Below are 25,798 nucleotides of genomic sequence, written 5' to 3'. Positions count from 1 at the left end.
TGTCGGCGCAGGTGAGCGGGGTCTGGTGCGTCGAGCTGCAAGGCGGAGGAGGGCGTCGACGCGATGGGGGTCCCCCCGCTCGAGCGAAGCCGAGAGTGGGGGAGTCGGCAACCGACGACAACGCCGCAGATCGGCGTGCCGGACCCCGCGTCTCCGGCATGATCCGCCGGACAGGCCCTAGGTAAACCCCACTGGGGCGGGTGCCGGACGGTGGGCTCGATGAGTACTGACACCGAGCCCCAGGGGGAGCTGCGGGGAGCCGGGGCTTCGATCTGGATGCGTGGATCCGGCCTCAGTGCGCTCTGGTCGTGGCAGGGGGCGCGGCGTACGCCTCGTACGTTCATCGGCGGAAGTTCGCGTGCAGGGCGGAGCGGACAGCGTCAGCGCGTCGCGTCGTTGTGGCCACTGTCTGTGGACGGCCTTCTGCTCCTGGCCACGGTCGGCCTGCTGAAGCCCGCGGCACCCTGTACACCCCGGGCGCGCGGCGCGGTGTGGTCCGCGTTTCTGCTGGGGATCGCGGTGTCGCTGGCGGCGAATGTCGCGGCGGCGCCGACTCTGGAGTGGAAGCAGGTATTGGTCGCGGGATGGCCGTCGGCGGCGCTGCTGGCGCACAGTCCTGCCGGACGGTTGCCCGATACAGCCGACCAGGAGGACTGAAGAGACATCTGAGGGGCAGTCTGTGCAGTGCAACGCAGTGCGAGAAGAGCGCGAGTCAGTCATGGCCTGATTGCCCTCTATGCTCGCCCATGCCCGGTAGTCGGCGCGGCCAATGAACGTGCCGGCCCGGCCGAGCGCTTCGCGCAGTCCCGGCGTGGGGTGGGCGATGACGGGGATACCGGATGCCAGGGCCTCGACGGCGGCCATGCCGTACGACTCGTAGACGCTCGGCACCATCAGCTCGGGAACGTCATGGCCCGTGGCGCGTCGCCGCGCACGTACCGCAGCAGGCGCTGTGGATCGCTGCAGGTGCCGCCCGGCCGGGAGGGTGTGGTCGATTCCTCGGCCGTGGGCTTCGCCCCGGTTTCATGGACACCGCCAAATTCGATCTCCGGCCCGTGATCGAAATTCTCACTGATGCACGACAAATTCGATCACGGGCGTGTACTCCCTTAAGCGTCTGTTGACGCCGTGCTCGGGACGCCTCACGATGTAGCCTGACGTGTCGTCATTCGCTGAGATCTCTGACGTCGGATCGGGGGAACCGATGGGTATCAGCCTGGATGCGCATGATTTCGAGCGCTTGATCGGCATTCTCAGTGCCATGCCCGACTTTCAGACGGTGCAGAATCGCGTGGACTTCGTGACGGATGTGTTCGCCGGAACGCCACGCAAGGACGATGTGGTCACATCCCTCAATCTGGACGGCACCCCGCGCGCGGTGGCAGTCCGGGTCGTGGAGCGTCTGCAGACCTTCGGACAGGACGAGCCGGGACGCGAGACGCTGGGAGTGCTCGCCAACAAGATGCTCGCCTATCTGGGAGGCGGCGAGGACGCGGAGTATCTGCGCGGACTGTTGGAACGCTACCCGTTCACGATCAGGCCGACGGCGGACCGGGGGATCTCCGACGGCTGGTACGGGCGAATGTCGTTCGACCAGGTCGCGGAGAAGATCATCGGCGAGAACACGCTCAGGGACGTGGCCCACCTCGAGCTCGCACTCGACGCCGCCAAGGCTGTGGCGCGCATCGTCACCCCCGCATCGCTGGGCACGGGCTTCATGGTCTCCCCGGACCTCCTCATGACGAACAACCATGTGATCCGGGACCGGCTGACAGCCGAGAAGAGCGAATACCAGTTCAATTACCAGCTCGACCGGTACGGGGTCGGCACCCCCGTGCGGACATGCGGCGCCAAGGCGGGCGGACTGTTCCACACCAACGCCCGACTGGACTTCACGGTGATCGAGCTGGCCGGTGTGCCCGAGGGAATTCCCGCGCTGAAGCTCAGGCCCGAGCGGAGCCGGCGGGATCAGCGGGTGAACATCATTCAGCATCCCGGCGGGCACTACAAGAAGATATCGATGCAGAACAACTTCGTGGCGTACGCCGATGAACGCATCCTTCAATACACCACTTCAACCGAGCCGGGTTCGTCCGGTTCGCCGGTGTTCAATAATGCGTTCGAGGTCATCGGGATTCACCACAGCGGCGGAATGCTGACCGAGCCGAATGGTCGTCAGCGGTATCTGCGCAATGAGGGAATCAGCATGATCGCGGTACTGGCCGACCTGCAGGACAACGCGCCCGGTGCCATCGAGCGGTTGAGAGTGTGACGCCATGGCAGTCCTCAGCGCGGGTCTGTTCGGAGAGACCGTCGACTTCCTCAGCAAGTACTTCAGGACCAGCGCCGAACGCGATGCGATCTTGCTGCCCGTCCTCAGCCAGTGGCCCGGAAGAGCCGGCATCGACTACGACGGCTCCGCCCGCAAGTTCGCCGTGGAACTGGTGGAGAAACTTCCCGCGGAACAGCTCAAGGCCGTTCTGCGCGGTCTGCCGACCGGAGTGGAGCAGGGGGAGCAGGCCCTCTTGCTCTGCCTGCGGATAGACGCCGAGGACGGGCTCACCGGGCCCGACCCGCTGGCATCCGCGCGCCGCATGGCGCCCCCTGCCCGCCGCGCGGACGACGCGCCGTCTGTGCTGTTCCGGCCGGCGGCCCTGATGTCCGGCCCGGCGCTCGCGGCCGCCGAACCGGTCGAGCACTTCCGGGAACTGCTCGACGCCCAGCGCCCGCTGGTCCTGGTCACCGACTTCGCGGCCGACGTGCAACCGGCCCTTTTGGCCGTCTCCGAAGGCGCCGGGGACGCCGTCTGGATCGACGGGGAACCGCTGCTCGGTCCGGCGGGCCCCGCACGGTATCGCAAGCCCGGATACAGCCAACCGGGATACGGAGTTCCGGCCTACCGCGAGGCGGCGGGACATGCCGAGATATCGGGTCTCCCCGCGTCCTTGCTCCTGATCGACTGCTCCTCGGCACGGCCGGAGCGTCTGCTCGCCGTGCGGCGGGGGCGTCCGGGAGAGCCCGACGCGACCGGTGACGCGGAGCCCGAAGTGCTTCTGGAGGCCTTTCTGACCTGGGCCGCCTCCCGGGGACACCGGCTCGTGCTGGGGCTGCCACGATGGGCGTGGGGCCGGTCGGCGGAGGCGCTCCGTCGGCGATCCGCACAGGTCCTCACCGCGGCCGAGCTGTTCTCCGAGCGGTATCGGTACCGCGCCGAGGAGTGCGAACGCAGGCTCGGCCGGAGGCTGCCGTTCAGATCCGTGCTCTTCCCGTTGCTCAGCGCGAACAGCGCCACCCTTCCCCGAGCCACCGCCGAGATCCTGCGCGGCCTCCCGACGCGACCGGCCTTCGTGGACTCAGTGGTCGACGAACCGGAGAAGACCGCCGTCGCCCTGAAGTTGGCGCGTCTGCTGATGGAGGCCGGGTTCCACGAGATCGCCTACCGGATCGAGGGCCATTGCCGCACCGTTCCCCGGCAGCGGGGCGTCGTCGCGTTGGCGGCAGACCTACGGCTCGATCCGGAAGCCCGCCCGGAGGACGCGGTCGTGGGATTCGTGGAGTCCACGGCGGAAATCCCGGCCATGGTGCGGCACGGCACGCTGACGGGAGGCACGGGCGCGGGTAAGACGACGTCGCTGCTGAGCATCGAGCACAGGTGGTTCGTGCCCCGGATCGGCGAGGCCGGGGTGCGTGCCCGGCACTACCTGCCGCTGTATGTGCCACTGGACGAGAACCCGGATCCTGACCTGGTGGGCCGGATCGAAGCACACCTGGGGCGGGAGGCCTTCGCCTGGTTCGAAGACGGCAGCGAACGGTTCCCCCTGCCGTGCCATGCCCTCGTCGGGCGACTCGGCTCGCTGCACGCCGTGCGCGCGCTGTTCAGCTCTCCGCTGTACCTGTTGCTGGACGATGTCCACCGCCTGTCGCTGGCGGAGCAGGACCGGCTGAGCCAGGACCTGAGCCGCCGGCGGACCGAGGATCCCGCCATGGGCGCCCTCCTGGCCTGCCGCGACGAGCGGACCGCCGGACTCCTGAAGCTCAGCGTCCTGACGGTCCGCGAGCTGAGCGAGCAGCAGATCAGAGCCCTGCTGGAGGAGCGGCGCGGTGACCTCTCCCTGCTCAACCTGATGGGCGCCCACGGCGCGCCGATCTCGAAGCACATCCGCAATCCGCTGGTGCTGAGCCTGCTGTGCGAACTGGCGCTCACCGACAACGACCTGGCGGGAGCCGGACTCAGGACGGTCCTGGAGTTCTACGTCGCCCGGTGGGGCAGCGCCCTGGGCATCGAGGACCGGGTGCGGCGGGACGCGGAGGTCCGGTTGGCCGCGGTGGCGCTCGAACTCAAACGGGCGGACGCCCGGCAGAAGCGGAGCGAGGATCCGGCGGACCAGGAGTTGATCGCGACCGGGCGGCTTCTGGGCCTGCTCCGCGAGGTCGGCGACGCCGGAGTCCTGGAGTTCCGATTCGACCTCCTGCGGGACTACTTCGCCGCGCGTCAACTGGCAAAGGACATCGGCCGGTCCGGTGTCGCCGCCGTCTTCGGCAGATCCGCCCGAACGGATAGCGACTGGCATGACCTCTTGCGGATCCTGGTCTCGCTGCTGAAGGAGAAGGACGCCGGCATTGTTGTCGAGCACCTTTTCAGGACCGCCGGTCCCCGGACCGCCCACGAATGCCTGCTCGAACTGCCCGGACGCGTCGGCAGGACGACCTCGGCTGCCCTGAGCCGGGGGAGCGTCACGGCCGCCGACGGCCTCGACGAGCGGATCGAGGACCTCCGGACCCTCGGCCGGCTTGATCCGCGGATCGCCGTGGGCGCGCCGCTGCGGACCATGGTCGACGTACCGCGCTCGGAACTCATGGACTCCTTCCGGATCGGCAAGTACCCCGTCACCAACATGGAGTTCGCAGAGTTCGTCCTGGGCGGGGGATACGACAACGACGACTGGTGGGACGACCTCGGCTGGAACTGGATCAAGGTGCAGAAGATCAGGTTCCCCCGGTACTGGCTGAACAGCCGGCTGAACCTGCCGAATCAGCCGGTCACCGGGGTGAGCCTCTTCGAGGCGAAGGCGTACTGCGCGTGGCTGACCCACCGTCGAAGGGGCCACGTCTTCCGGCTTCCGTCCGCCGTCGAATGGGACAGCGCGGCGCACGGGAGCAACCAGATCTTCGAGTTGGTGCTCACCATCGCAAGGGGGACGCGGAGCCGTACGCCCGCGGAGCGTGCCCGCATTCGGCAGGACGGCCCGCTGGTGCTGACGGATCTGCGCGAGTGGATCGGTGAGGACGGCGCTCTGGCTGACCTGACCGCCGCCCAGTTGGCGGAGGCCGGCGTCGACGCCGGGACCGGTGTCATTCCGGAGCTGGTCGGGGTCATCCAGCAGTACATGGAGCCGTACCGGCACGGGCTGGAGCACGTCCAGGGTGCGCCGGTGGGGGTGTTCCCCCCGAACCGGCTGGGGATCCACGATCTTTTCGGCAACGTATGGCAGTGGTGCGACACCACCATGTCGATGACGTCGGCTACGGAAACGGAGCTCATGCACCGGCCCCGCGACCCGAGGACCCGCCGGGGGAAGCCGGCGGTCGTCAAGGGCGGTGCCATGTCGGGTGCGCACAACCCCGTCTGGTCGTTGGTCGGCGGGTGGTTCGATCCGTTCGTGCGCTTTCACAGGCTCGGATTCCGAGTGAGCTGCCGAGCCGCCTGAGGCGGCGTCACATTCCAGAGGGGGGAGACAGCATGGCGCGCTATGCCGAGATCCACGGGGTCACGGTGGCCCTGGCAGAACCGGTCGAGGTCCCGAAACGCCCCTTCATCGGGCGCGAGATGGAACTGATGATGTGCCGGGTTGCCTGGGGAATCAGCCCGGACGGCAGGGAACTGCTCGACAGCGGTGTCCCCCCGCTGAGCTTCCGGCTCGAGGGCGCCCCGGGGCTGGGCAAGAACGAGATCGTCTACGAGATCGCCCGGCGTCTGGACAGGCCGCTGTACATCGTGCAGGGCCACGAGGAGCTGACGCCGGAGGATCTGGCCCTGTTGCTGACGCCCGATCCCGAGACCGCGCAGGGCGACTCCATTCCGCTGACGCTGCGGGCGAGTCCCCTGGCAACCGCACTGTACGAGGGTGGGCTCTTCTTCTTCGACGAGATCAACCGCGTCCCGGAGCGTGCGCTGAGCCCGCTCGCCTCGGTGCTCGACGGTCGGCAGTACGTCTACTCCGCGATGACGGGTGTCAACATCGGCGCCAGGGACGAGGATGCGAGGGCGCGCTTCCGGTTCTGCTGCGCCTTGAACCCCTCGCTCAGCAACGCCGGGCACGTCCTGCCGGAGTACATCGAGCAGCGCACCCTGCCGGTGATCGAGATCACGCAGCCGCCGTTCGAGCACCTGCGCGAGATCATCCAGACCTCCCTGAGCCCCTCACCGGACTTCCTCGATGCCTTCGTGGCCTGGTACCAACAGGAGGAGCGGTTGGACATCTCCGTTCGACAGGCGGTCGCCCTGATGAACTACGCGATGAACTACGAGCAGCACGTCGGCGGCCCGAAGATCAAGATCTTCGAGCGAATCGCCTCTCTCGTCGTCGGTCGGCGGAACTGAGCTCGGCGGGCGTGGTGCACATGAGTTCACCGTACGTACGACAGGGAAACATCTGCTTTGTGCCCATCCTGCGCCACCACCTGAACTTCGCGGTTCAGGTCCAGCGGGCGGCGCAGGAACTCCAGTTGGACGAACAGGACCTGATCGCCGTCGGCCTGCCCGAGTCGGTGCGCGAGCCGATGCTCGAGGCCGTCGGCCGACTCCCGCACGTCTCGCTGGTCATCTCGTCGCTGAGCGAGGGCGACCAGCGCGAGGTCTTTCCGGTGACGCCTGGCGACGGCATCGTCGAGGCAGTCCGGATCGCCCGCGAACGGGGCGTGCCGTTGCGGTTCGTCGACCAGGAGATCGCCCCCGGACACCTGATCGACCACTTCTGCGTGGCCGACGAGGACTGGCCCGACGACGGCCTCGCGCTCGAATACGGAGCCGAGTGGTACCTGAACCTGGTCGAGCAGCGTCTCGCGCACCCTCCTGCGCGATTCGAGCCGGTGGACACCTGGCGTGAGCAGCACATGGCGGCCTTCCTGCAGAGGCTGCACCCGAGGTACCGGCGCATCCTGTTCGTCTGCAACGCCACCCATGTGCGGCCCGTCCAGCGGCTGTTGCGCCAGCCCGCGCTGGTGCCGGACGACGCAGGGTCGGCGTTGCCGGCGACCAAGTACCAGATCTGGGAGCCGAGTCTGCCCGTACTCCTGCGATATCTGGACTACATTCCGCGCCTGGTCCAGCAGTACGAGGCGCACCGGGCGGAAGGGACGGCCCACACTTTCGACAAGGGCACGGCGCTGCTGCGGCTCATCTACCGGCTGAACGAGGAAGCGGCGGACCTCAGACTCTCGATACGGCACTACCAGGCGTTCTCGCGGGTTCTGGCCAAGCTGTTGGAGGGGGAGCAGCGGATCTCCCCGACCTTCGAGACGGTGTTGACGGCGTGCGGAAGTTGTTTCAACAACATGTTCAAGGAGCGCGTCTTCCGGTTTCTCGTCGGCTACTTCGACCAGGTGAGGGTGGAACGGATCGGCCGGATCAGGGGCACCCGGGAGCTGATGGTGGAAGTGACCGCGGTGAGTGCGCGCAACAGCGGCGGGCCGTTCTTCGTGGCTCGCAACTGCACGCAGTTCTCGCACTTCTACGAGGTCGTCCGGGTACCCGGGAGGGAGGACGTGCCGAACGGATCCGACGCCCCCGATGTCGCCCCGGACCTCCCGCCCGGCGACATACTCGAGATCGAGGCCCCGGAGCCGAGGCCGAAGCCGCGGGCTTCTGTCTTCAGACGGTCCGACGAGTGGTCGAGCCACAGCTGGCCGCCGGCGGACGAGTTCATCAACAGCATGCGGCACAAGGCCTTCCACCTGGCGATGACCAGCAGCAGCCGTCAGGTGCGGAGCGTGGAGTTCCACGGCTCGATGCAGGACGGGCTGGACTTCCGCCGGACGCTGCGCAGTTACTACAAGCGGCAGCCCAAGCTCTACGTACGGCAGGAGCGCCCCGCCCAGCGGCGCCTCATCGACCGCAACGAGCCCATCGTGTGGCTGTCCCACCACTACGAGGACGGTGATCTGGGCGATCCGCGGTGCGACCTCTCCTACAGCTTCTCCGGTCGCGGGTACGAGATGCAGGCGACCGAGTGGTACCTCACCCGCACGCTGGGCGTGCCGGCAGACCTGAAGAGCATGTACGGCGAACAGGTGCAGGTGTCGTCGTTCGACATCTACGGACGGGTGTCCTTCAAGGACTGGGGGCTGACCTTCGACGAGATCCGTGACCGCCTGGGCGACTCCCTCTACACCCGGGTACCGCCCGTGGAAGTCCTTGAGGACCAGGAATCGTTCCGAAGCAGCCTGTCCGCCCAGTACGGACTGCCACTCGTCTGGACCCGCTGGTGGGAGGTCCTCCTCGTCGCGGCACTGGCGTACGCGAAGGAGACGGTCCTGCTCATCGCACCGCAGCAGTTCGTCGTTCCCTCGGACATCACCGCGCGGGCGGCGGAGAGCGGCAAGCGGATCGCTCGTATCTCACCGGCCAGGTTCACCCACGAGGAGTTGCGCAGGTTGGGGATCCAGTACTTCCTCGACCACCGGTACCCGCAGACACACAGTGACGCCAACGACCCCGAGTATCGCGCCTACCTGGTCGAGCAGTTCGCGGACGTCATGAAGCGTTTCTGGGAGTGACCCGGGTTTCAGGGAGTGGTGTATGCCGAAGGTCGCGTACAGCAAGTGGATACGGCCGTCGACGGCGGACGACTCGTCTCCCCGGCCCGGGCTGCTGCGCTTCGGGCCGATGCGGTTGCGGGACGTGGACAGCGTGGCCAGGATCGAGCGGGAGAGCTTTCCCACGCCCTACACCGCTGACATCTTCCGCGAGGAGCTGGCGTTCAGGGAGAGTTCCTGGTGGGTCGTCCATCAGTTCACCAAGCGATCGCGCCGACCCGTCGCACAGGTCGTGGCGTACGTCGGGTACTTCACGCACGGAGAGGGCGCCCACGTCGCCAAGATCGCCACCCATCCGCAGTGGCGGCGCCGCGGACTCGGCGAGTGGACGCTGCTCAACATGCTGCTGGCCGCGGACAAGGAGGGTGTCTCGTACGTCTCGCTCGAGGTGCGCGAAAGCAACACTGCGGCCCAAAGCCTGTATCTCAAGTGGGGGTTCGTGCAGCTCGAGCGGATCATCGGCTACTACGAGGACACCGGTGAGGACGGACGGATCTTCCTGTTCGCCGGTCTCGGGGCGGACGACGTCAGGGCCTGGCTGCTGGACGAGCTGCAGCGGGTCACCGTTTCCCTGCCCCGTCCCGTGTAGCCGGGCCGGGTCGCGACGACGGCCCGGCGGCTGACACCTCACAGCACCTTCCGCTGCACCAGCACCGACAGCACCAGCGCCCTCGGCAGCAGCGGCACCCACACCGTCAGGACGCGGTAGCCGATGATGGTGGCCGTGGCCAGGGGCATCGGGGCGCCGAAGGCGACCAAGGTGAACACCAGAGCCGCGTCCACGGGACCTATGCCGCCGGGCGCGGGGGGTTGCCCCGACCGCGGTGCTGGCGATGAGCAGCGCGAGGACGACCTGCGTCCAGACAGCGGCAGCTCTGGCGGACGATCCGCATGGTGGGCTGCGTGTTGCGCGTGATCTGATCGCCGTGCGCGCATCACGCCGAGGAACGGCAGCTCGCGGTGCAGGCCTGCGACGGCCCGCCACGTGTCCACAGCGGTGATCTTCGAGGCCCGGCCGCTACTGCTGTTCGGGGGACTCGACAGGGCGGGGCGGCGAAGATGCCGCCCGCCCGCTCGTCGTCAGCCCCCGCTCACCCTGCCACCTCCTGACCACGACCACCCCCTGGAGCCCCAGATTGGAGTGGGTTGAGAGGTATGCGATTGTTGAGAGGCGTACGATCGACGCAGGTTGCGCCTGGGTCGGGGAGATGGTGGTGTACGGGTGCTTGGCCGGAGCAGGGAGTGTGCTGCACTTGATCAGCTTGCGGCGAGTGTACGAGCCGGCCAGAGCGCCGCTCTCGTGTTGCGCGGCGAGGCAGGTATCGGCAAGACCGCTCTGCTGGATTATCTCTCGGAGAGCGTGGTCGACTGCCGGGTAGCTCGAGCCGGCAGCACCGAGACCGAGATGGAGCTTCCGTTCGCCGGGTTGCACCAGCTCTGTGGACCCTTGCTCGAGGACATCGATCACCTGCCCGGCCCGCAACGCGACGCGCTCGGCATCGCATTGGGCCTTTCCAGTGGCGCATCGCCGAACAGGTTTCTGCTTGGCCAGGCGGTACTCAGCCACTTGGCCGTCGTAGCCGAGGAGCGGCCGTTGATCTGCCTGGTCGACGATGCGCAATGGCTCGATCGCGCGTCGGCACAGGTTCTTGGTTTTGTGGCGCGACGCCTCATGGCGGAGTCGGTCGGATTTGTTTTCGCGGTGCGGGCGTCGGAGGACGACGAGCCCGCCTTCGAAGGGCTTCCCGAACTGAGTGTGCGCGGCTTGAATGAGCATGACGCTCGTTCGCTGTTGGACTCGGTGACCCCCGGGTGGATCGACGAGCGCATCCGGAGCAGGATTCTCGCCGAAGCACGAGGGAACCCTCTCGCCCTTTCGGAGCTGCCGCGCGGGTCGACGGTGGCCGACCTGGCCGGCGGGTTCGCCCGGCCGGACGCGCAGCCAGTGGTGAGCCAGATCGAGCAGAGCTTCCTCAGCCGGGTCCAGTCACTACCACCGGCGACGCAGCGACTGTTGCTGATCGCCGCTGCCGAGCCGGTCGGGGACGTCACCTTGCTGAGACGCGCGGCGGAGAGACTTGGGATCGGAGTGGACGCGGCGTCCCCGGCCCTGGCAGCGGGATTGCTCGAGCTGGGTACGCGCGTGCGTTTTCGCCATCCGCTGGTGCGCTCGGCGTCCTACCGCGCGGCGGCCCTGTCCGACCGGAAAGAGGCTCACCGCGTGCTGGCCGAGGTCGTCGACGCGGACTCGGATCCTGATCGTCGGGCGTGGCATCGTGCCCATGCGACGGTGGTCCCTGATGAGGCGGTGGCCGTTGAGTTGGTGCGCTCGGCGGACCGGGCGCGGGCGCGTGGCGGCGTCGCGGCGGCGGCAGCTTTCCTCGAGCGTGCGATGGAGCTGACGCCCGACCCTGCTCTCCGTTGCAAACGATCGCTGGCGGCTGCCCAGGCGAAGTTCGAAGCGGCGGCGCCCGAGGCGGCGTATCAGCTGGCGATGGCTGCGGAGTTGGGGCCGCTGGATGAGTTCGATCGTGCCCGGCTGGCGCGGCTGCACGCGCACATCGTCTTCACCCGCAGCCGAAGCGGTGGGGCCACGCCCCTCTTCCTCGACGCAGCCAAACATCTTGAACCCCATGACGCAGCGCTGGCCCGTGAGACGTATCTCGAGGCGCTCGCCGCGGCGATCTTCGCGGGCCGACTCGACGACGGAAAGACGGTCCGGGATGCCGCTGAGGCTGCCCACGCCGCGCCCCGCGGACCCAGCCTGCCGGGGCAGACGGATCTCCTGTTGGACGGGGTGTCGACCCGCTTCACGGCGGGCTACGCAGCGAGTGTGAAACCGCTCCAGAGGGCCCTGCGGGCATTCCAGGCCGATGATTGGGGCAATCAGGGCGACGCCACGCGCCAGCTCTGGTTGGCGTGCCCGGTCGCACCCGAACTCGTCGCACCGGAGCTGTGGGACGACGGGGCATGGCACGAGCTGTCAAGTCGTGCGGTCCGACTGGCCCGCAATGCCGGCGCGCTCGCTGTCCTTCCCCTCGCGTTTGCCCATCGTGCGTGTGTACATCTGCAGGCCGGCGAGTTCGCCGCCGCGTCGGCCCTGATCGACGAAGCGGACGCGATCGCCAGAGCGACGGGCAACGCCCCGCAAGGTTACGCATCACTCATGCTCGTGGCATGGCGTGACGATGAACGCCAGGCAATGAAGTCGATCGACGCCGGTATCCGGACCGCGACTGCCAAGGGTGAGGGACGGGCCCTGGGACTGGCCGGCTACGCCACCGCTGTGCTTTACAACGGTCTGGCGCGGTACGACGTCGCCCTCGACCATGCCCGACGGGCGTGTGAATACGAAGACCTGGGCATGTTCGGTTGGTATCTCGCCGAGTCGGTGGAGGCGGGGGTACGTAGCGGCAATCGCGACGCGGCCGTTGCCGCTCTGGCCCGGCTGGTCGAGATGACCGACGCCGCCGGCACGGACTGGGCACTTGGTATCCAGGCGCGCTCGCGTGCTCTGCTCAGCGAGGGCGACGCCGCGGAGCAGCTCTACCGCGAGGCGATCGAGCGGCTCGACCGCACCTGCATCCGCGTGGAACTCGCCCGTGCACACCTGCTGTACGGGGAATGGCTGCGCCGCGAGAACCGTCGCGTCGACGCGCGCGACCAGCTACGGACCGCCTACGAGATGTTCACCGGGTTCGGCGCCGGCGCGTTCACCGAACGCACAAGCCGAGAGTTGCGGGCCACCGGCGAAACGTTGGCCAAGCGCACGGCTGCCACCCCGACCGCGCTCACCGCCCAGCAAGCGCAGATCGCCCGCCTTGCTCGGGACGGACTGACGAACCGAGAGATCGGTGCGCAACTGTTCATCAGCCCTCACACCGTCGAGTGGCACCTGCGGAAAGTGTTCGCCAAACTCGGCATCACCTCCCGCAGACAACTCCGCAGCGCACTCTCCGACCGGCCATCCACCACAGCCCCCGCCTAGGCTGATGTCGCCTCGCCTTCGAGATGTATGGCGCGGATCTCCTTGCGGGAGGAGATGCCGAGCTTCGAGAACACCTTGCGGAGGTGCCACTCGACGGTGTGGGGGCTGAGGAACAACCGGGCGCCGATCTCGGGGTTCGTGAGCCCTTCGCCGGCGAGGCGGGCGATCTGCGCTTCCTGACGGGTGAGGTCCGTGTGTGTCGCGACGGTATGTTTGCGAACCTTCGCTCCCGTGGCCTGCAGCTCGCCTCGCGCGCGTTCGGCGAACGCCTCGGCCCCGATCTTGCTGAACATCTCGTGTGCGACGCCCAGTTGGGCACGGGCGTCGACACGGCGGTTCTCGCGGCGCAGCCATTCCCCGTACAAGAGGTGTGCGCGGGCCAGCTCCACGCGGACACGGGTCCGGGCGAGGCGCTCGATCGCCTCACGGTAGAGCTGCTCCGCGGCGTCCCCCTCGCTCAGGAGCGCGCGCGAGCGCGCCTCGACACCGAGCGCCCAGTCGGTGCCGCTGGCTCGTGTCGCCTCCGAGAGCAGCTCGATCGCGTCGGGCGCCAGCTCGGGCGAGCCGCCACGTACGGCCGCCTCGACCAGCTCCGCCAGGCCCCATTGCGGCGCGCCGAACTCCCACTGGTGGGCGGCTGCCGCCTGGGCCGCGGCCAGAGCGTCCTCGTACTGGGCGAGGCTGTTGCAGAGCACCGCGTGGTAGTAGTGCGCGACGGTGACTGCGAGCCCCTGGCCGTGCGGCACGGACTCGCTGATCGTGGCGTCGATCAGCGTGCGTGCCTCGTGCTCGTGACCACGAAAGGCAGCCGACGCGAGCGCCCCGAAGGGCGGCTGGTTGCTCCCGATCGCCGCACTCACCGTTCTCACCTCCTCGATCAGCGCCGCCGCCGCCGCCAGCTCGCCGGCGAAGACGTGCACGACGGCGGACGAGTCGAGCGCAAGAGGGAGCTCGCTGAGCGCGCCCGCCTCGCGGGCGATCGCCACGTGACGGGCTGCGGCTATGTGCCAGCGTTCGTGGTCCCATAGATCCGCCGCGATGATCCCGGCAAGCAAGAGCCAGCGCAGCGAGTCCTGGACGGAGACGTCCTCGTCACAGAACGCCCGGAGGACTCGCTCGATCATCGGCGTCGAGACCGCGCGGCTGTCGGTGAGACGCATGGCAAGGGCATCCAGCAGCATGTCGGGTGCGCGCAGCAGCTGCGACGGCGGCGCCCCGCGTGCCGCCTCGCCCGCCTCCCGCCACCCTGGGCCGCGCGCCAGGCGGCCGGCGAAGATCGCCGCCGAGACCGCTTCCAGGTAGGTGTCACGAGCGAGCGCCACGTCGAGCTGCTCGAGTCGGCGAGCGGCGGCGAGCAGGAGCGGAGGAGCCGCACTGCCATGGCCCTGCGCGAACGCGATCTGGGCATGCAGCACATCGATCCGCGCGCGCTCGAGCTCGTCGAGGGGCCCAGCCTCCGCCGCGGCGAGGAGAGTGGCCGCCGGCTCGAACGCACCGGCGCGGAGCTTCGCCTGTGCGGCATCCACCGCGCGCTGCGCACGTCGTGCGGGATCGGGCGTCAGCTCGGCAGCTCGGTCGAGGAACGCCGCCGCCGCCGCGATGCCGCCGCGCGCCTGCGCCCGGCCCGCCGAGCGCTCCAGCTCGGCAGCCACCGTTTCGTCATGGTCCGAGGTCGCGCGTGCCAGATGCCAGGCCCGGCGATCGGGATCGAGCCGAGCATCGGTCGCATCGGCCAGCGCCCTGTGCGCCTCGCGCCGGTCGTTCGGGCCCGCCGCGCGATAGGCCGCCGAACGCACCAGCGGGTGCCGGAACCGCACCCGGGTGCCGAGTGTGATCAGCTCCGCCGCGTCGGCGTGTGACGCAGCGGCGTCGATGTCGATCCTCAGCCGCTCGGCCGCACGCCTCAACAACGTCACGTCGCCGACCGGCTCGGCGGCTGCGGTGAGCAGCAGGCGTTGCGACTCGGCCGGAAGCAACTGGATGCGGCGGAGGAATCCCTGCTCGAGCTGGCTCGACAACGGCCGTGCATCCGGACGCCCGAAGCCGCCGACCATCTCCGCTGCGGTCATGCCACGAGGCAGCTCGAGCAGGGCCAGCGGGTTACCGCGCGACTCGGCGACTATGCGGTCACGCACCCGCTGGTCGAGCGGCCCGGTGACGACCGAGTCGAGGAGTGTTCGGGAGTCGCGCTCGGTCAGTCCCGTGACGGGTAGCTCGGGGAGGCTGCCAAGAGCCTCGCCGGCGCTGGGCTCGCGGACGGCGAAGACGAGCACGACCGATTCCGCGAGCAGCCGGCGCGCGACGAACTCCAGAGCCTGTGCCGACACCCGATCGAGCCACTGCGCGTCGTCGATGAGGCAGACCAGCGGCTGGTTCCCTCCGGCGTCCGCGAGGAGGCTCAGCGTGGCCAGGCCCACGAGGAACCGGTCGGGCGCATCGCCGCCACGCAGCCCGAACGCCGTGCCGATTGCGTCGCGTTGAGGTTCAGGAAGCCCGTCGAGGCCGGCCAGCAGTGGGGCACAGAGCTGGTGCAGGCCGGCGTAGGAGAGCTCCATCTCGGACTGGACGCCGGCAGCCCTGACGATGCGACATCCGGTGGCGCGATCGAGGAGGTACTTCAACAACTCGGTCTTCCCGATTCCTGCCTCACCGCGCAGGACCAAGACCCCACTGCGCCCGCCTCTGGCGCCTGCCAAAAGGTCGTCGAGGGCCTGGCACTCGTTCTGCCGCCCGAGGAACCCGGTTCCTGAACCGCTCCTCGCCATGGCGGCTCCCCTGTCCGGATACTTCGATCGGTATCGTAATACGTATGGGGATCGCTGCGGCCGTGATTCGATCAAGGCGAGCTGGATCGATCATAGGGCCGTACGAGGACAGAGAACGTGCCGATTCGAGCACGATGAGGGCGGGCGAGCGCCGCCACCCAACGCTGGATCCCGGTCGCATCCTGATCCAGGCGACATGCTCCGCCTGTCCGGCGATGATCTCCTCCTCCCTCGGGGGCAAGCTCTCGGGGACTTTCGGCGGCGTAGCCGTGGAACCAGGCAGCCATCAAGCCGCTGACCCACGGAGCAGAGGGGCGGGTCGTGGACACACATCTGGCCCAAGCCGGGCAAGGTCGGGAGATGGCGGGCACGACGGACAACCCGACGATCGGTGACCTGGACGACGCGACGTCGGTGTTCGGCCGTGCCAGACCCGGACTGTTCAAAGGCGCCAGCCGAATCGTCGGGAACGCGAGCGAGGCGGAAGACGTCATCCAGGAGGCATGGCTTCGGTGGCAGGGCACCGATCGTACGGTTGTCTCGAACCCGTCGGCGCTGCTCAGGACGACAACCGTCCGGCTGGCCATCAATGTCGTCCAGTCCGCCTGGAGACGTCGAGAATCCTGGCGGCCTTGAGGTCCATGCCGGCGCTGAAGGTGCCCTGCGCTCCGGTCAGGATTCCGGTCCGCGGTTCGGGGTATCGAGCGGGTGATCACTCCTGGACATGCGTCGGGGCCGGTTCGGAGAGTGTGTCTCCGCGCCGGCCCCTCGTATGTCTGGGCGGCTCGGTCAAGGCCACCCGGTTGTGCGGCTCAGGCGGCCGTCATCACGTGCTCGCTGCCCAGTGGGCGGTGCGGGGCGATGATCTGGCCGTCCGGCAGGAGCTCACCGGTGTCCTCGAAGAGCAGAACGCCGTTGCACAGCAGGCTCCATCCCTGCTCCGGGTGGTGCGCCGCGAGACGGGCGGACTCCCGGTCGGCGGATTCGGCTGACGGACACAGTGGCTGGTGCTGGCACATGGATGGGATCTTTCGCTGGGTTGTGAGGTGAGTGATGGCTGTGGTGTCTGTCCCGCGGCTGGAAGTACTCATGGCCGCCCCCCCGTTGGTGTGTGTTTAGAACCCAGTGTTGCCCTACGGGACTCGTTCCGCAGGGATTTCGCAGGAGCGCTCCTCACAGGTTGAGGACGCATCACCCGTGCGGAGGGTTCATTCCAACTGGGCTGTCCCTTCGGGTGGTTCGAGGTGGCCGGATAGGGCTAGTCCGGTGGCGGCCAGGGCGCCTTTCCCCTCGTACGAGCGTGCTGCGGCCCGAACGAGCGACGTGCCCCGCGGCCGAAGGGACGGCGGCGGGGCACGGGATTTCGCGCGGGTGGTTACGCGGGTGAGCTGAGCAATGGGGCGGAGGTGAGGCGGTGGGTGAGGACCGGGAGGAGTTCGGCGACGCGGTGCGGGCGGTGCGCGGCGATGCCGGGCGGGGCGGGTGCGAGCGGCACCAGGAGATCGGTGGCGGCCGGGTGGCCGGTGGCGCCGTCCGCGGCGCAGTCGCCGTGCAGCCAGAGGGTGAGCATGTAGAGCCCGGGAACGGACAACAGACGGGGCTGGTACGACTGCTTCATGTTTTCGGCCTGGCGCAGGGCGCGTTCGGTGGCGGCGATGTACGGGCCTTCGAAGAAGTGCGAGAAGGCCCAGCCGTCGGGGGTGAGCATGGTGTCGGCCGCGGCCACCGCGCGGTCGCCGCAGCGGATCAGGAAGCGCCATCCGGCGAGCCGGGCGGTGGACGCGCCTGCCGGAGTGATTCGGTCCAGGACATGCACGGGCAGCGGGAGTTCGGGGGTGGCGGGTCCCTGGGCCATGCGCAGGGACGGAGTACGGGCCTCGCGGACAGCGGTGGGGGAACCGAGTGCCGTGAGGACGGTGCGCAGGGCGGGCGCGGGAGCCGGGGGTACGTGCAGCGGCATGGTGGGTCGCCTCTCATTCGACAGGCATGGTGGCGCGAGGGCGGACGGCGCTGTCAGCTCTCGGGGTCCGAGGGGCGGGGGGTCTGGATCTGCCGACAGGGTGTCGCCTGCCGCACGTCACCTTGACGACAGGACCTAGGACCGCGAGCGCCAACTCTCTGCCTCGTTCGCGGAGTTTATACGACACGTGTTCAGATGGTGTTTCGTCTAGCCGTCCTGAATATGAAGAGCAAGGCGGTATTCGGTCGGCGAAACGAGAGGTTCATCCCGATTCTGTGTCGGTGCGCGGAGGTGACCTCGGAATACTTCGTCGGAGCGGTCGGCCGATTCTCGTCGGCGTTTTTCACGAGATCACTTCCGGCCGAAATTTCGCCCTGGTGCATGCCTCGTGAATGTGCCTCCGGACGACATGTCCAGCGTAGCGGCCGATGAAGCTGTCCGGGGCGTTATCGATCGTGTTGCCTGGGCATCATCCCCCGGGACGGCAGGGGCCGGAGGATCGGCCTGCCCATTCGAGGAGGGACGCTTCGATGGGAGAGAAGGTCGTGGCAGGGCCGTTCGACCTGTCCGATCGCCAGCGTTACCGCGGCAAGCTCCGGCGGTGTCTGACGGGGCTGGCGCGACTGCTGGAGGAGAAGCGGTTCGATCGCCCCAAGAATCTCATGGGCTTGGAGATCGAGCTGAATCTCGCCGGATCCGACGGCATGCCCAGAATGATGAATGCGCAAGTACTCGAAAGGATTGCGAGCCGAGATTTTCAAACAGAACTCGCCATGTTCAACCTGGAAGTCAACATAGCCCCACACCGATTGGGCGGCAGGGTATTCGACCGACTGGCCGAGGAGCTGCGCACCTCGCTCGCATATGCCCATCGGAAAGCAGCGGAAGTCGACGCCGGCATCCTGATGATCGGGATTCTGCCGACACTCGACCGCGACCACCTGATCTCCTCGAATCTGTCGGACGTCGACCGCTACACCCTGCTCAACGACCAGATCGTGGCTGCCCGCGGCGAGGACTTCACGCTCGACATCGAGGGTGTGGAGCGTCTGGTCTGTACGTCGAAGTCCATCACGCCCGAAGCCGCTTGCACCTCCGTGCAGTTGCACCTCCAGGTCACCCCGGCGCGCTTCGCGGATGTGTGGAACGCGGCGCAGGCGGTCGCCGCCGCGCAGGTCGCCGTCGGGGCCAACTCGCCTTTCCTGTTCGGGCACGAGCTGTGGCGTGAGTCGCGGCCACCGCTGTTCCTGCAGTCCACCGACACCCGACCGCCGGAACTGCAGGCCCAGGGGGTGCGGCCGCGTACCTGGTTCGGGGAGCGGTGGATCTCCTCGGCGTACGACCTCTTCGAGGAGAATCTGCGGTTCTTCCCGCCCCTGCTGCCCATCTGTGACGAGGAGGACCCGCTCGCGGTCCTCGACAAGGGAGGCGTCCCCAAACTCGCCGAGCTCTCGCTGCACAACGGCACGGTGTACCGCTGGAACCGGCCCGTGTACGGCGTCGCCGACGGCGTCCCGCATCTGCGCGTCGAGAACCGCGTCCTGCCCGCCGGCCCCACCGTCAACGATGTCATCGCCAACGCGGCCTTCTACTACGGGCTCGTCCGCGCGCTCGCGGAGGAGACACGGCCGGTGTGGACACGGCTGTCGTTCGCGTCCGCCGCCGCCAATTTCGACGCCGCGTGCCGGCACGGCATCGACGCACGCCTGGAGTGGCCACGGCGTGGTCGATATGGCGGCACCACGCGGGTCGAGGCGGTGAACCTGGTCCGTGACGAGCTGTTGCCGCTGGCCGCCGCGGGGCTGGACGCCTGGGGCGTCGAACCCGCCGACCGGGACTTCTACCTGGGCGTGATCGAGGAGCGGTGCCGGCTGCGCGTCAACGGGGCCACCTGGCAGGCGGCTACCTTCCACCAAGCCCTGGAGAAGGGGCTCGGGAGGGATGCGGCGCTGGCCGCCACGACCCGGCGCTACGGCGAGTTGATGCACCTCGGTGAGCCCGTGCACACCTGGCCGGTGGGGCTGCCGGAGCCGGTGCCGCTCGGGTAGCCGGGCGTCGGGCTTGGCTTTGGTGGTTGGACGTCGGGCTTGGCTCTGGTGGTTGGCCCTCAGGCTTGGCTCTCGTGGTTGGGCCTCAGCCCTGGCTCCGGCTTGTCGGGCCTCATCCCGGGCTGCCCGCCTCCACGATGGCCTTCAGCATCACCGAGTGAATCTGCGAGGGGTCGTTGACCTGGTGGCCGGAGCCGCCGGTCGCCTTGGCGATCTCCTCGACCTCCGCCTTGTCGGCGTCCGGACCCACGGCGATCGCGATCAGCGCCACCGGGCGCTCCGGGGCGGTGAGCCGCTGCAATTGGGAGACGAGGGCGGAACGCGAGATGCTTCCCGGGTCCTGGTTGACTCCGTCGGTCAGCAGCACCAGCGCGTTGAACTTCCCCTTCACGTAGGAGGAGGTGGCCGCCTTGTACGCGGCCAGTGTGGTGTCGTACAGGCCCGTCGCCCCGTCCGGGACGGGCTCCAGGGTGCTGAAGGCCGCCGACAGCTTGTCCTGCTGGGTACCGGTGCCCTCGCGGTCGCCGAGTCGTTCGGTCGGCACCAGCACCTGGTAGTCGCGGTCGCCGTCGAGGCCGGTGGAGAACCTCCACAGCCCGATCTCGTCCTCCGGGGTGAACGTGGTGAGGGCTCGGAGCAGGGAGGCCCTGGTGACGTCCATACGGGACTGGCCGGTGCCCGGCACCGGCTCCGACATGGACCCGGAGGCATCGACGATCGTGGTGATCCGGGCGCTCTGCACGGTGATCGTCCACATGCCGAGCGCCTCGTCGAGGGCCGTTGCCGGGGCGGGTTCGGCCGCGGCTCGCGCATACGGCTGTGGGGAGCGGCCGCCGGCTTCGGCGACCAGCGCGGCGGAGACGTCCTCGTCATCCGTGCGGAAGCCGTGCCGCTCCAGGATCTTTTGCCCCTCCGACTCGTCCAGCAGCGTCATGAACCGCAGCGCGGCGCGCCTCTCGTCGGTACTCAGCCGTGCCTCGTCGACCAGCGCGAACGGGTAGTCGAGCCGGGGTGATCCGTCCTTGGGGTAGAAGAGGTCGAGTTGGTCGCCGCGGTCGGCCGAGGAGTTGTGGGCGAACGCCGACTGCTCGGAGAGGATGAGCGCCTGGTTGCGCTTCGGGTTGCCCTGCTCGGTGCCGGAGGAGTCGCGGGGGAGGGTGTCCAGGACCTGGCTGTCGCTGTCGGACGTGCGCTGCGAGAGCGACTTCGCCATGGCCGCCGCCTGGGTGTCGCCGCCCTTGGTGCCGGCCGCGGCGGTGCTGAGCTGGGTCAGCGCGAGCAGGCCGGTCGCGCTGCGCGCCGGGTCGGCCGCGCCGAGCCTCAGCTGATCGTCCCGCATCGAGGCGCCGGCCAGTTCGGTCCAGGTGTACGTCTTGTCGGGCCACCCCAGAGACTTCGCGGCCGACGGCACCACCGCGACGCCGACCGGCGAGGACGCCGCGTTGCCCGCCTTGGTCACCTGGGTCGCCTTGCTCACCCCGGTGACCTGGTCCACCCACCGGTCGGAGTCCGGCACCCAGGCCTGGACGTCGGACTCCTTTCCCGACGTCAGCGAGTCGGCGACCTTGTACGACTCGCGGGCGGTCACCGTGACGTCGATGCAGCGGCCGTCGGAGGTGATGTTGCGGTCGCGGGCGTGTTCGGCGGCGGCCTTCAGAGCGGGCGCCAGGTCCGGCGACGCGGCGATCTTGAGGCGCACGGCCTCATCCTGACAGGACGAGGCGAAGGAGAGCAGACCACCGCGGACCGCGGCCGCCGTGCCCGCGGCCACCGTGAGGACCAGCACTGTCGCGACGGCCACCGTGCGGCGGCGGGCGCGTGGACGGGGGTCGGCCGCGCCCGCCCCGTACTCGTCGGGCAAGCTGTGACGTCCCATGACGGTGGTGCCCCTCCCCGTTGAGCCGGTGAGCCGGTGAGCCGGTGAGCCTGGAGCCGCGACACAGCCGTATGGCAGGAGAAAAGGGGGAGGTACGCCCCGTACGGCGTCCGTCCCCCACGGCCTGTCGCGCACGATCTTCGTAACTTCTTTCGAGACCCTAGCGGGGCGAAGATGGGGATGCGGCGGGATTACACAACTGGAGGCGGGAGTGCAGGTGGAGGCGGGGTCGCTGGCCGATTCTTTTCCTGGAGAGCGGCCGACGCGACGGATTCTCCGGGACGAGACATTGCTCGTTCTGGGGCTCTCGCTCGGTGCGAGCGGGGTGTCCGCACTGATCAGCTTTGTGGGATCGGTCACCAAGCCGGGGGGCCTCAAGGACCAGGCGGCCACCCTCAACGCCTCGGCGGCACCGGGGCGCCCCTGGCTGGATCTGGCCTGGCAGTTGTTCGGAATCGCGTCGGCTCTGGTGCCGGTCGCGCTGGTCGCGCACTTCCTGCTGCGGGAGGGGACGGGGCTGCGCGTGATCGGATTCGACCGCACGCGGCCCTGGCCGGACCTCGGGCGCGGGGCCGTGATCGCGGCGGTGATCGGCAGCACGGGGATCGCCTTCTATCTGGCGGCCCGGGGGTTCGGCGCCAACCTCACGGTGGTGCCTGAGGCGTTGCCCGATGTGTGGTGGAAGTATCCGGTGCTGATCCTGTCGGCCGTGCAGAACGCCGTGCTGGAGGAGGTCATCGTCGTCGGGTATCTGCTGCGCCGGCTCGGGCAGTTGGGCTGGACGCCGGGAACCGCGTTGGTGGCGAGTTCCGTGCTGCGCGGCTCGTACCACCTCTACCAGGGCATCGGCGGCTTCGTCGGCAACATGGCGATGGGCGTGGTCTTCGTCTATCTGTACCGGCGTTGGGGTCGGGTCGGACCGCTCGTGGTCGCGCACTCGTTGCTCGACATCGGGGCGTTCGTGGGGTACGCGCTGCTGGCGGGGAAGGTGGGGTGGCTGCCGACGGCCTGAGCAGTGTGTGTGGCCTGTGAGGCGTGTAGGGCTTCAGGGCGCAGCGCGCGCACGAGCGTGGCGAAAGGGGCGTACGAAGCCTTCGTACGCCCCTTTCGCATGCCGTCACGCGAGCAGTTCGCCCTCGATGACCGTGACCGCGCGGCCGCTGAGGAGTGTGCGGTCGCCGCGCAGCTCGGTGTGGACGAGACCGGAGCGCGGGGAGGCCTGCAGGCCGGTGAGGTCGGGGCGGCCGAGGCGCTCGGACCAGTAGGGCGCCAGGGCCGTGTGGGCGCTGCCGGTGACAGGGTCCTCGTCGATGCCGACGTTCGGGAAGAAGCAGCGCGAGACGAAGTCGTAGCCCTGGGAGGGGTCTTCGGCGCGGGCGGTCGCGATGATGCCGTGCGTGGAGTACCGGGCGAGGGCCCTGACGTCGGGGGTGAGTCCCCGGACCGTCTTCTCGTCGGCGACTTCGATCAACAGGTCGCCGAGGTTCGCTCCGGTGTCGAACGCCGTGAGCGGCTCGGCGCCCAGGGCCGCGGCGACGCCGTCCGGGATCGCGACCGGGGTGAGCGGAGCGGTGGGGAAGTCCAGCGTGAGGGATCCGTTCTCGTGGGGCGTGGCGATGAGGACGCCGCTGAGCGTGGCGAACCGCACCGGTCCCTGGTGGGCGCCCGTGGTGTGCAGGACGTGTGCCGTGGCCAGTGTGGCGTGCCCGCACATCGCGACCTCGGTGGTGGGTGTGAACCAACGCAGGGCCCAGTCGGCGTCGCCGCCTTCGGGGAGGCGGTGCGCGAACGCCGTCTCGGCGTGGTTGACCTCCAACGCCACGTTCTGGAGCCAGGCGTCGTCCGGGAAGGCGTCGAGGTCGAGGAGGAGGACCCCGGCCGGGTTGCCGGTGAAGGGGCGGTCGGTGAAGGCGTCGACGATTCGAATCCGCATGGCCCGACGCTAGCCCTCCTACGGAGGCTCGGGACAAGGCCAATTCCGGGGAGCTGGACTGGTTGCCGTCTTGATCGTCCTGGCGGTTCCCGACCGGCTGGGCACGGGGGTTGTCAGGCGAGCTATTCCGATATATCGTTGACGCATCGCGACAGATCGACGATGGAATGGAGTGATGGCGATGCGTTCCCATGGACAGGAATTTGGATTCGAACGTGGGCATGGACGCCGCGGTGGACCCGGTCCGCGTGAGCGGGGCGGCTTCGAGGAGCGGCGTGGGGCTTTCGGGCCCTTCGGGCCGGGCGGTCCCGGTGGTCCCGGATTCGGTGGACCCGCATTCGGCCCGGGCCCCTGGGGCGGGCGCGGGGGCCGGGGCGGACCGAGGGGCAGGGCGCGGCGTGGTGACGTACGCGCGTCGATCCTGGCTCTGCTCAAGGACCGGCCCATGCACGGTTACGAGATGATCCAGGAGATCGCCGAGCGCAGCGGCGGGGCGTGGAAGCCCAGCCCGGGTTCGGTCTACCCGACCCTTCAGTTGCTGGAGGACGAGGGCCTCATCGCCAGTGCGGCCGAGGGCGGCAAGAAGTTGTTCTCGCTCTCCGAGGAGGGTCGTACCGCGGCCGACGCGGGACCCGACGCGCCTTGGGAAGAGGCCGGGCGCGGGGTCGACTGGGAGACGCTGCACGAGATCCGGCAGGCCGGCTTCGGTCTCATGGAGGCCTTCGGTCAGGTCTGGAAGACCGGCAGCAAGGACCAGCGCGACAAGGCGCTGGCGGTCATCAATGATGCCCGCAAGAAGCTGTACCTGATCCTCGCCGACGAGGACTGACGGGCATGCTGTGGTACCTGACGGCGCCCTGTGGAAGTGTTTCCGCGGGGCGCCTTTCCGCGTATGGGGGCTGGGCGCGGGTCTCGGCCGCGGCGCGGGCCTCGGATCGCGTGCGGTCCAGGGTTACGTGTGGGGCTCAGGTCACCAGTCCGGCCAGCTTGCGCAGTGACTCGTTGAGGGCGGCCGTCGCCGAGTCCTTGAGCTTGCCCGCCATCAGGGAGACGGCCGCGCCGGTGAACTCCCCGTCGATCCGCACCGTCGTGGCGTCGCCGTCGGGGGTCAGGGTGTAGCGGGTGGCGACCGTCACCGCCATCGGGCCCTTGCCGCGAATGGCCAGAGTGCGGCCAGGTTCCAGCTCCTCGATGGTCCAGTTCACCTCGGCCGGGAAGCCCATGAGCTTCATGTTCTCCTCGAAGGTGCCGCCGACCTCGAGTGACGTGGGGCCGCCCTTCGGGAAGTCGGTGTGAGTCGAGTTCCACTCGCCGTACGAGGAGAAGTCCGTGAGCTGCGCCCACACCTTCTCGGCAGGCGCCTCGACGCGTGCTTCCGCGCTGACTTCGGCCATGCGACCACCCCTTCGTGTCGGGCGCTGCGCCCGGCGCAGCTACGGTGTCGCGGAACGTAGCCGCAGGCCCCGGAATATTCAATACTGATGAACAGTCAGGCGTCCGCCTATTCTGGCGGCGGCCGACGGCAGGCAGTACGTGTATCGCGGGTACGCCCCCGAGGACGCGCTGCTACGCCGATGCCACCAGCCAACACCCGTGGTCCATGTTTCTGAGGGGCGAGTGCCGGTGCGGCGCGGTTGCACATGGGGCGCGGAGCAAGGCGGCGCGCGCCCCGAGGGCATGACGGTGCGAAGTCATCCGTAAGGAGGAGAACGCGCTCACGGGTGCCCACCTTGCGTGGGACCCGAAAATGCTGCCCGACGAGGATGCCCCGGAGTGCAGAGACTGATGGGGTAGGGGATGTGCCACCCCGTATCCCTCAGCAGTCGGCCGCCGAGAGCGGCTCCCACCGCACGGAACTCGATGCCAGGCTCAGTGCCGAGCTGGCCTCGGTGCTCTCCGGCGCGCGCAGAAGGGCGCTGCGGGACGGGGACCGGCAGATCGACACCGCCCATCTGCTGCACTCACTGCTGGAGTCCGACCCCCAGGTGCGCGCGGTGTTCGACGGTGGCCCGCAGGTTGCCCGGCTGCTCGGCTATCTCGTGCAGCGCAGCATCGGCTACGGGTTGCGCTGGCAGGGCACGGTCGAGAGCTCCGGCGCCCTACCGGTGGTTGCCGAGGCGGACGAGTCGCCGGTTGCCGCCGAGGCGGGCTGGTCCCCGGTGGCGGCCGGTGCCATGGAGGGCGCCTGCGACCGTGCCGAGCTGAGGGGCGACGAACAGGCCCGCTGCCTCGATCTGCTCGCCGCGATCCTCGACGACCAGCAGTCGCGGGCCGTCGAGGTGCTCGGGCGCGCGGGTGTCGACGCCCCGGCGCTGCTGCTGCGGATCGAGGCCGGGGCCGAGTTCGAGGAGTACGTCGGGGGCGGCCACCAGGGCTGCTGAGTCCAGTCGCTGAGACAGGTGTCATTGGGGGTG

18 protein-coding genes and 2 pseudogenes are annotated in these 25,798 nt (G+C 68.9%); 12 read left to right on the top strand and 8 right to left on the bottom strand.

The window, feature by feature from the left end:
* Positions 1 to 219: 219 nt before the first annotated feature.
* The gene (locus tag ACX28W_RS37060) at positions 220 to 657 is read left to right on the top strand and encodes a DUF2637 domain-containing protein (RefSeq protein ID WP_459004421.1); all 438 of its coding nucleotides are present in this window, start codon (positions 220 to 222) and stop codon (positions 655 to 657) included.
* A gap of 96 nt (positions 658 to 753) precedes the next feature.
* On the opposite strand, the pseudogene ACX28W_RS37055 reads toward ACX28W_RS37060, so the two are convergent.
* Positions 754 to 894: pseudogene (locus tag ACX28W_RS37055) on the bottom strand (glycosyltransferase); the annotation flags it as partial.
* A gap of 310 nt (positions 895 to 1,204) precedes the next feature.
* Between ACX28W_RS37055 and ACX28W_RS37050 the strand changes: the two are divergent.
* Genes ACX28W_RS37050 through rimI form a run of 5 tightly spaced genes read left to right on the top strand, consistent with a single transcriptional unit; the run spans position 1,205 to position 9,403 of the window.
* Complete coding sequence (locus tag ACX28W_RS37050) at positions 1,205 to 2,272, top strand: trypsin-like peptidase domain-containing protein (protein WP_459004420.1); 1,068 nt, start codon at positions 1,205 to 1,207, stop codon at positions 2,270 to 2,272.
* 4 nt (positions 2,273 to 2,276) lie between these two features.
* Entirely contained in the window at positions 2,277 to 5,708 is a 3,432-nt protein-coding gene (locus ACX28W_RS37045) for an SUMF1/EgtB/PvdO family nonheme iron enzyme (protein WP_459004419.1), read from the top strand.
* Positions 5,709 to 5,740: 32 nt separating this feature from the next.
* On the top strand, positions 5,741 to 6,601 hold the full coding sequence (locus tag ACX28W_RS37040) for an AAA family ATPase (RefSeq protein ID WP_459004417.1): 861 nt from the start codon (positions 5,741 to 5,743) through the stop codon (positions 6,599 to 6,601).
* 20 nt (positions 6,602 to 6,621) lie between these two features.
* Positions 6,622 to 8,775, top strand: coding sequence for a hypothetical protein (locus tag ACX28W_RS37035; protein WP_459004415.1), 2,154 nt, complete (start codon positions 6,622 to 6,624; stop codon positions 8,773 to 8,775).
* Between the two features lie 22 nt (positions 8,776 to 8,797).
* A complete protein-coding gene (gene rimI, locus ACX28W_RS37030; RefSeq protein WP_459004413.1) occupies positions 8,798 to 9,403 on the top strand; it encodes a ribosomal protein S18-alanine N-acetyltransferase in 606 nt (201 codons plus the stop codon).
* Positions 9,404 to 9,441: 38 nt separating this feature from the next.
* On the opposite strand, the pseudogene ACX28W_RS37025 reads toward rimI, so the two are convergent.
* Positions 9,442 to 9,676: pseudogene (locus ACX28W_RS37025) on the bottom strand (lysylphosphatidylglycerol synthase domain-containing protein); the annotation flags it as partial.
* A 360-nt stretch (positions 9,677 to 10,036) separates the two neighbouring features.
* Between ACX28W_RS37025 and ACX28W_RS37020 the strand changes: the two are divergent.
* Positions 10,037 to 12,802: a helix-turn-helix transcriptional regulator gene (locus tag ACX28W_RS37020; RefSeq protein WP_459004412.1), complete on the top strand. Its 2,766-nt coding sequence runs from the start codon at positions 10,037 to 10,039 to the stop codon at positions 12,800 to 12,802.
* Here the strand turns inward: ACX28W_RS37020 and ACX28W_RS37015 are convergent.
* Positions 12,799 to 15,567: a helix-turn-helix transcriptional regulator gene (locus ACX28W_RS37015; RefSeq protein WP_459004425.1), complete on the bottom strand. Its 2,769-nt coding sequence runs from the start codon at positions 15,565 to 15,567 to the stop codon at positions 12,799 to 12,801. The genes ACX28W_RS37020 and ACX28W_RS37015 overlap by 4 nt on opposite strands.
* 360 nt (positions 15,568 to 15,927) lie before the next feature.
* On the opposite strand from ACX28W_RS37015, the gene ACX28W_RS37010 reads away from it, so the two are divergent.
* Positions 15,928 to 16,203 carry a sigma factor gene (locus ACX28W_RS37010; RefSeq protein ID WP_459004411.1) on the top strand — a complete coding sequence of 92 codons (276 nt, stop codon included), beginning with the start codon at positions 15,928 to 15,930 and terminating at the stop codon, positions 16,201 to 16,203.
* 176 nt (positions 16,204 to 16,379) lie between these two features.
* Here the strand turns inward: ACX28W_RS37010 and ACX28W_RS37005 are convergent, their stop codons facing one another.
* Positions 16,380 to 16,586: a DUF5999 family protein gene (locus ACX28W_RS37005; RefSeq protein ID WP_362077949.1), complete on the bottom strand. Its 207-nt coding sequence runs from the start codon at positions 16,584 to 16,586 to the stop codon at positions 16,380 to 16,382.
* 356 nt (positions 16,587 to 16,942) lie between these two features.
* Positions 16,943 to 17,527, bottom strand: a complete 585-nt coding sequence (locus ACX28W_RS37000; protein WP_459004409.1) for a hypothetical protein — start codon at positions 17,525 to 17,527, stop codon at positions 16,943 to 16,945.
* Positions 17,528 to 18,057: 530 nt separating this feature from the next.
* On the opposite strand from ACX28W_RS37000, the gene ACX28W_RS36995 reads away from it, so the two are divergent.
* Positions 18,058 to 19,575: a glutamate--cysteine ligase gene (locus ACX28W_RS36995; protein ID WP_459004408.1), complete on the top strand. Its 1,518-nt coding sequence runs from the start codon at positions 18,058 to 18,060 to the stop codon at positions 19,573 to 19,575.
* 112 nt (positions 19,576 to 19,687) lie between these two features.
* Here ACX28W_RS36995 and ACX28W_RS36990 read toward each other — a convergent pair whose 3' ends face one another.
* A complete protein-coding gene (locus ACX28W_RS36990; RefSeq protein WP_459004406.1) occupies positions 19,688 to 21,451 on the bottom strand; it encodes a substrate-binding and VWA domain-containing protein in 1,764 nt (587 codons plus the stop codon).
* 211 nt (positions 21,452 to 21,662) lie between these two features.
* On the opposite strand from ACX28W_RS36990, the gene ACX28W_RS36985 reads away from it, so the two are divergent.
* Positions 21,663 to 22,463: a CPBP family intramembrane glutamic endopeptidase gene (locus tag ACX28W_RS36985; RefSeq protein WP_459004404.1), complete on the top strand. Its 801-nt coding sequence runs from the start codon at positions 21,663 to 21,665 to the stop codon at positions 22,461 to 22,463.
* Between the two features lie 105 nt (positions 22,464 to 22,568).
* Here ACX28W_RS36985 and ACX28W_RS36980 read toward each other — a convergent pair whose 3' ends face one another.
* Positions 22,569 to 23,384, bottom strand: a complete 816-nt coding sequence (locus ACX28W_RS36980) for a PhzF family phenazine biosynthesis protein (protein ID WP_459004403.1) — start codon at positions 23,382 to 23,384, stop codon at positions 22,569 to 22,571.
* Between the two features lie 181 nt (positions 23,385 to 23,565).
* Between ACX28W_RS36980 and ACX28W_RS36975 the strand changes: the two genes are divergently transcribed.
* Positions 23,566 to 24,213 (top strand): PadR family transcriptional regulator, encoded by a 648-nt coding sequence (locus tag ACX28W_RS36975; protein WP_459004401.1) that lies wholly within the window; start codon positions 23,566 to 23,568, stop codon positions 24,211 to 24,213.
* A gap of 136 nt (positions 24,214 to 24,349) precedes the next feature.
* Here the strand turns inward: ACX28W_RS36975 and ACX28W_RS36970 are convergent, their stop codons facing one another.
* Positions 24,350 to 24,778: a type II toxin-antitoxin system Rv0910 family toxin gene (locus ACX28W_RS36970; protein WP_459004399.1), complete on the bottom strand. Its 429-nt coding sequence runs from the start codon at positions 24,776 to 24,778 to the stop codon at positions 24,350 to 24,352.
* Positions 24,779 to 25,183: 405 nt separating this feature from the next.
* Between ACX28W_RS36970 and ACX28W_RS36965 the strand changes: the two genes are divergently transcribed.
* Complete coding sequence (locus ACX28W_RS36965; RefSeq protein ID WP_459004397.1) at positions 25,184 to 25,765, top strand: Clp protease N-terminal domain-containing protein; 582 nt, start codon at positions 25,184 to 25,186, stop codon at positions 25,763 to 25,765.
* Positions 25,766 to 25,798 lie beyond the last annotated feature (33 nt).

The sequence above is a fragment of the Streptomyces sp. SD15 genome (genome assembly GCF_054462255.1).
The sequence above is the reverse complement of the archived record's forward strand: the minus strand, read 5'-3'. Positions and strand labels throughout refer to the sequence as shown.

Excerpts from the sequence above, each read along its gene's own strand:
- ACX28W_RS37045 (WP_459004419.1), top strand. The coding sequence starts at position 2,277 with ATGGCAGTCCTCAGCGCGGGTCTGTTCGGAGAGACCGTCGACTTCCTC.
- ACX28W_RS36970 (WP_459004399.1), bottom strand. The coding sequence starts at position 24,778 with ATGGCCGAAGTCAGCGCGGAAGCACGCGTCGAGGCGCCTGCCGAGAAG.
- ACX28W_RS37050 (WP_459004420.1), top strand. The coding sequence starts at position 1,205 with ATGGGTATCAGCCTGGATGCGCATGATTTCGAGCGCTTGATCGGCATT.
- ACX28W_RS37000 (WP_459004409.1), bottom strand. The coding sequence starts at position 17,527 with ATGCCGCTGCACGTACCCCCGGCTCCCGCGCCCGCCCTGCGCACCGTC.
- ACX28W_RS36995 (WP_459004408.1), top strand. The coding sequence starts at position 18,058 with ATGGGAGAGAAGGTCGTGGCAGGGCCGTTCGACCTGTCCGATCGCCAG.
- rimI (WP_459004413.1), top strand. The coding sequence starts at position 8,798 with ATGCCGAAGGTCGCGTACAGCAAGTGGATACGGCCGTCGACGGCGGAC.
- ACX28W_RS37015 (WP_459004425.1), bottom strand. The coding sequence starts at position 15,567 with ATGGCGAGGAGCGGTTCAGGAACCGGGTTCCTCGGGCGGCAGAACGAG.
- ACX28W_RS37060 (WP_459004421.1), top strand. The coding sequence starts at position 220 with ATGAGTACTGACACCGAGCCCCAGGGGGAGCTGCGGGGAGCCGGGGCT.
- ACX28W_RS37035 (WP_459004415.1), top strand. The coding sequence starts at position 6,622 with ATGAGTTCACCGTACGTACGACAGGGAAACATCTGCTTTGTGCCCATC.
- ACX28W_RS36990 (WP_459004406.1), bottom strand. The coding sequence starts at position 21,451 with ATGGGACGTCACAGCTTGCCCGACGAGTACGGGGCGGGCGCGGCCGAC.
- ACX28W_RS36975 (WP_459004401.1), top strand. The coding sequence starts at position 23,566 with ATGCGTTCCCATGGACAGGAATTTGGATTCGAACGTGGGCATGGACGC.
- ACX28W_RS37010 (WP_459004411.1), top strand. The coding sequence starts at position 15,928 with ATGGCGGGCACGACGGACAACCCGACGATCGGTGACCTGGACGACGCG.
- ACX28W_RS37040 (WP_459004417.1), top strand. The coding sequence starts at position 5,741 with ATGGCGCGCTATGCCGAGATCCACGGGGTCACGGTGGCCCTGGCAGAA.
- ACX28W_RS36980 (WP_459004403.1), bottom strand. The coding sequence starts at position 23,384 with ATGCGGATTCGAATCGTCGACGCCTTCACCGACCGCCCCTTCACCGGC.
- ACX28W_RS37005 (WP_362077949.1), bottom strand. The coding sequence starts at position 16,586 with ATGTGCCAGCACCAGCCACTGTGTCCGTCAGCCGAATCCGCCGACCGG.